The sequence below is a fragment of the Streptococcus parasanguinis genome, from assembly GCF_023109675.1.
Classification (GTDB): Bacteria; Bacillota; Bacilli; order Lactobacillales; family Streptococcaceae; genus Streptococcus; species Streptococcus parasanguinis_I.
The window spans coordinates 2,939-7,244 of the sequence record NZ_JALDUR010000026.1; the positions used below are offsets into that span (position 1 = coordinate 2,939).

5 protein-coding genes are annotated in these 4,306 nt (G+C 29.0%); all 5 read right to left on the reverse strand.

Annotated elements, in window-relative coordinates; translation table 11 throughout:
• Positions 1-518 precede the first annotated feature (518 nt).
• The gene (locus tag M1G14_RS10730) at positions 519-1,181 is read right to left on the reverse strand and encodes a hypothetical protein (protein WP_247926591.1); all 663 of its coding nucleotides are present in this window, start codon (positions 1,179-1,181) and stop codon (positions 519-521) included.
• A gap of 83 nt (positions 1,182-1,264) precedes the next feature.
• The gene (locus tag M1G14_RS10735) at positions 1,265-2,410 is read right to left on the reverse strand and encodes an AAA family ATPase (protein ID WP_247926592.1); all 1,146 of its coding nucleotides are present in this window, start codon (positions 2,408-2,410) and stop codon (positions 1,265-1,267) included.
• 456 nt (positions 2,411-2,866) lie between these two features.
• Positions 2,867-3,361 (reverse strand): ABC-three component system protein, encoded by a 495-nt coding sequence (locus M1G14_RS10740; RefSeq protein WP_247926593.1) that lies wholly within the window; start codon positions 3,359-3,361, stop codon positions 2,867-2,869.
• A gap of 57 nt (positions 3,362-3,418) precedes the next feature.
• Entirely contained in the window at positions 3,419-3,847 is a 429-nt protein-coding gene (locus tag M1G14_RS10745; protein ID WP_003702090.1) for a hypothetical protein, read from the reverse strand.
• 101 nt (positions 3,848-3,948) lie between these two features.
• A complete protein-coding gene (locus M1G14_RS10750) occupies positions 3,949-4,116 on the reverse strand; it encodes a YlcI/YnfO family protein (RefSeq protein ID WP_003702092.1) in 168 nt (55 codons plus the stop codon).
• Positions 4,117-4,306: the final 190 nt, after the last annotated feature.

Sequence of the window (4,306 nt, forward strand, 5' to 3'; positions counted from 1 at the left end):
AACTTCATCAACATAAGGTAAATTTTCTATAAAAATCAACATATATCGAATCAGAATTATCAAAATTTCCCTCATGTAAAAACAGCATTTTTACGTATTTACAAAAGTCATTATTTAATCTAATTTTAATCAACTTCATCAACATAAGGTAAATTTTCTATAAAAATCAACATATATCGAATCAGAATTATCAAAATTTCCCTCATGTTGATTAATAATATATTTTGAGAATTGTATAGCGTTTTATACCAATTGTAATATGTAGTATTTTAAAGCAACATTTTGTTAATTTGATAACTTTACTTTATGGTAAAACAAGTTTATGACTCGCATAATAATTGATAAACAAAGAATAAATCTCAAGAAATAAACAAAATAATGACTAAAGACTAGAAAAACGGATAAGATCTTAAACTGGGCTTATCAGTTTTCCTTGGGTTGGAACTTTTTTATACGTAATCTTCTATGATTACATTGCATTTCGGGTAAATTCTCAGCCATTATGGGTATCTTCTTCCCTATTCATCAGTCACATTATAATCATCAATCAACCCATCATGACCATCGAAAGAGAATTCTTTAACAATATAATCCCGTGGAAAATCTGATGGATAACCATTATTTACAATAATTAACTGAAAATCATTTTCACATTCTTCTCCAAGTTGAAGAAAATAATTAATTATAGATTCGTAGATTTTTTCGCCTCTAAACTCTGTACTTGTCGAGGAAGCCCCTAAGTTTTTCCTAGGTGTATCAATCATCAACAATCCTAAATGGTTACCAGTTTGCACTTCTGAACAAATCATTATTGATAGGTAATATGCCATTATTATCAGAGTCACAGCTCCTAAACTACCTAAATCACTGTATTTATGGCCCCTCACATAAGGTAAATAACTCTTTGTATCAATATAAGCTTCATAAAGATTTGGAAACTCAAAAGATGATAAAATAGTTGAAAATGTTTCAGACAGTTGTTTCAACTTGTCCTCTTTGGCATCCTTATATTTTTGGCGTTTAATTTGTTCTTCTATCCCTTCAACTTCTATCCTCTTTTCAGAAAGCAACATTTCCAAATTTGTAAGTTCCTCAATAAATTTCAGGCTCTCATTTAGAGATTTCTTTTCTTCATATAATTGACCGCTTTTAATTGATAGCAAACTAATTTCTGTAGCCAAGGGATTTATATATTGTCTGGTTAAACTATCTAACTTCTCTTCATCGGATTTAATATTATCCTGTAATTTGTTTATTTCTAGGCCTACTCTAATATTTTTTTCTTTTTCTGAATCAATATAAGTGTGAAGCTCATTTTTCTTTTTTGTAAGTTTTTTCGTTCCTTTTTCAAATCGTTGATTTCAATTACAATATCATCCATATTCTGATGACACAATAAGCAACTTGATTCTTCGTGAAGTGAAATCGGTCGTAAGCAATTTGGACAATATAAGTATTCGTATTTATTAATAGCTTTAATACCTGCTATTTGCTCACTAATTTTTTCAATATCAGCAAAATATTGATTTTCCAGCAACTGTAATTTTTGTATATACTGTTCTTGATCTAAAAATTTGTTTCTTAGATTACTTAACTTTTCTTTTTGGTCACTAATAAGTACTATCAATTCATTAACATCATTTCCCACTTCTGTTTTCAGAATATCAGATTTATAGTTTTCTATTTTAGAATTAATATCCTCTAATTTAGAATCAATTTCAACAGATTTCACTTGCACTGTTTCATAATTCTCAACTTCTGCAGTTTTTAGAAATTCTCTTACAGCTTCGTATCTAATTTCTTTTACCTTTAAGCTCTCTTTTTCAATTTTAAGACTCTGTTGTAGGTCACCTAGTAAACTATCATAGATATCTAAAATAATCTCAAATGTTGCTTTTTCTTTTCCATTAAGCGCCCAGTTCTGCTCATTAAGAATGTTTTCGTTATCAATATTTGTCTGTTTTAAATATGAAAATTTAAATAAATCTCTAAAACTAAAATCGTCTCCTCTAATGATTAAATTAGTTAGATTAAGCTTCGATAACAAAAAGTATGATAATGATTTTTCATTTGAAAGAATATCAATTTCCAAGGTACGCGCTTGTGTAAATTTTTCTTTGACACTATCGTAAGTCTGTAAAAGAACAGGTTCTTTAAAAGCTGATAATGGTCTTTTAATCTTATAGAGATTCTCTGATATATAAAATTCCAATTCCACATCCGTACAACTTTCTCCAATTTCTATATACGATTTATGATTCGTTTTCCCAAAAGCATAATCTGTTAATTCTAAAATTGCAGTTTTTCCCGTTGAAGTTGGTCCCGAAATATAATTTAATCCTTTATGAAAATGAACCTCATAATTTTTTCTCACACCTATTAATCTAAGTGTCTTTAACAATAGTTTCATTTAATTACCTCGTATACAATCTAATTTACTCTGTATCATGGTCTGTCCAGCTGATACTGTTTTATTTAACACTTTAGAAACTATAAAATCACAAGACTGTAGTATCTTGCTCCAATCTATCCCTTCTTCACTAAATAGTTCAATAACAAATTTCTCTCCTTTATCTGTAATGAAATATCTGTTATTCAAAGAGTTAAATGTAATAATATTTCTAGCTAATAAATCTGCAAGAACTGCATTATACAGTTTATAATTAGGTTTCCAATGGAAATAAGAGTACTTTATATCAAATCTTCCAAGCTCTATTTCATCAGATATTAATTCTGGAAATTTTAGAAAAAATCACTAATAATCAATTTTTCTTGAGTTGTATCTTTTTTGTGCTCTTTTCCTAAAATATTCAACAGTATCGCAACCCTATTTCGAGTCAAACAATATTCTTGGAAACTTATATTCTCAATTATCTCCGACATCATTTCCCTCCATATATTTTTCCAACACTGCTATAAAATTATCAACCCAACCTAATTCCTTATCATCAGCAAGCTGATGTAAGATACCCTTTTTAGCTAATAAATTAAAATCACTTATCGAGCTCCCTAAAGTGCTAGAATCTAAATCTTCGATTCTAAGATAAGTTTGATTTATTAAACAATTACCATCGTTAGGTTGCTTGTATAGACGATATTGGGTCTTCCAAATAGAATGTATCTTCATTCTTAAATTATCATACTGTTTTTTCCCATTGATGTCATCTTTGCTTAAAGACTCATGTCTAGCAATTTCTGCATTATAAAAATCAACTTTGAGATCGTCAACATCGGCTATTTGTGCACTCTTCAACATTGATATAAATATAATATCATTGTACATTTCTGAGATTTCTTCTATCTCATCTTCTCCATATAATATTTCTTCGTAAACCCTTTTATTACTTGCTTCAATAGACATTTTAATCTGTTCTAAATCATTTCTGATATCATCATCAAATGTTGATTTATAACTGCTTCATTTCTTAAATTCTTTTAGTAAAAAAGCTCCATCACACAACTCTATCTTTATTTTATGTTCAGCCTGCATTTTACTTTTCCATCTTGACCACCATGATAGCTCATTAATTTTTAGGCCTATTGGAACACATAAATACCAAGAAGAAATATTGGGATGCTTGGTAATCACTGTTCTAAACGATTCTCTAATTTGTTGTTTTTGTGAATCTCCAATCCCATCAATAAAAAATTTACACTGATAAATTGATGGTCTGTCATCTAAGTCACCAACTAGAACATCGATGCCATCATCTCCTTGTGATACCGCAGCCTCCTTCGCTAAAGGTCCAATTTTTTCTTGAAATATCTCAATACATATCTTTTTAAATTTTTCTCTTGCTCCTGGTAATGTATATTTATCGACTAAATATTTAAAATCATACTCCATATTTACCCCCAACCAAATATTTTAATTCTGTTTCTACCAATATTAATTTCCTTTTTAGATTACTAGAATCTCTAAAATTTAATTTCAAACTAATACTTTGTCTATTTTTTCATATCTTTTAGTGCATACTCGCAAGCTTGAATTACAAAACTTGAAAAAGTGACATCTTCATTTTGAATAGCCTTTTCAATTTCTTCGATTAACGGAAGAGGAAACCGAATCGTTTTATTCTCAGTCTCTTTGCGATTAGATTTCAGTTGGAATGCCATATCTGCCCTCCTATTCATTCTATCTATAGGATAAAGAATATTGCACAATAATTATGCATTGCGTTATGTATTGCGTTATACATTTCTTTTTGCAATCTTATAAGTTGTAATATGATAAATTGTAAAATATAGTGCAACAAAAAACTCATAGCGTTTCATTGGTGTAAACTGTAAGTAATCACACAAACAG

Bases quoted from the DNA above. Each gene is read 5' to 3' on its own strand.
- M1G14_RS10735 (WP_247926592.1), bottom strand. From the start codon at position 2,410: ATGAAACTATTGTTAAAGACACTTAGATTAATAGGTGTGAGAAAAAAT.
- M1G14_RS10740 (WP_247926593.1), bottom strand. From the start codon at position 3,361: ATGTCTATTGAAGCAAGTAATAAAAGGGTTTACGAAGAAATATTATAT.
- M1G14_RS10745 (WP_003702090.1), bottom strand. From the start codon at position 3,847: ATGGAGTATGATTTTAAATATTTAGTCGATAAATATACATTACCAGGA.
- M1G14_RS10750 (WP_003702092.1), bottom strand. From the start codon at position 4,116: ATGGCATTCCAACTGAAATCTAATCGCAAAGAGACTGAGAATAAAACG.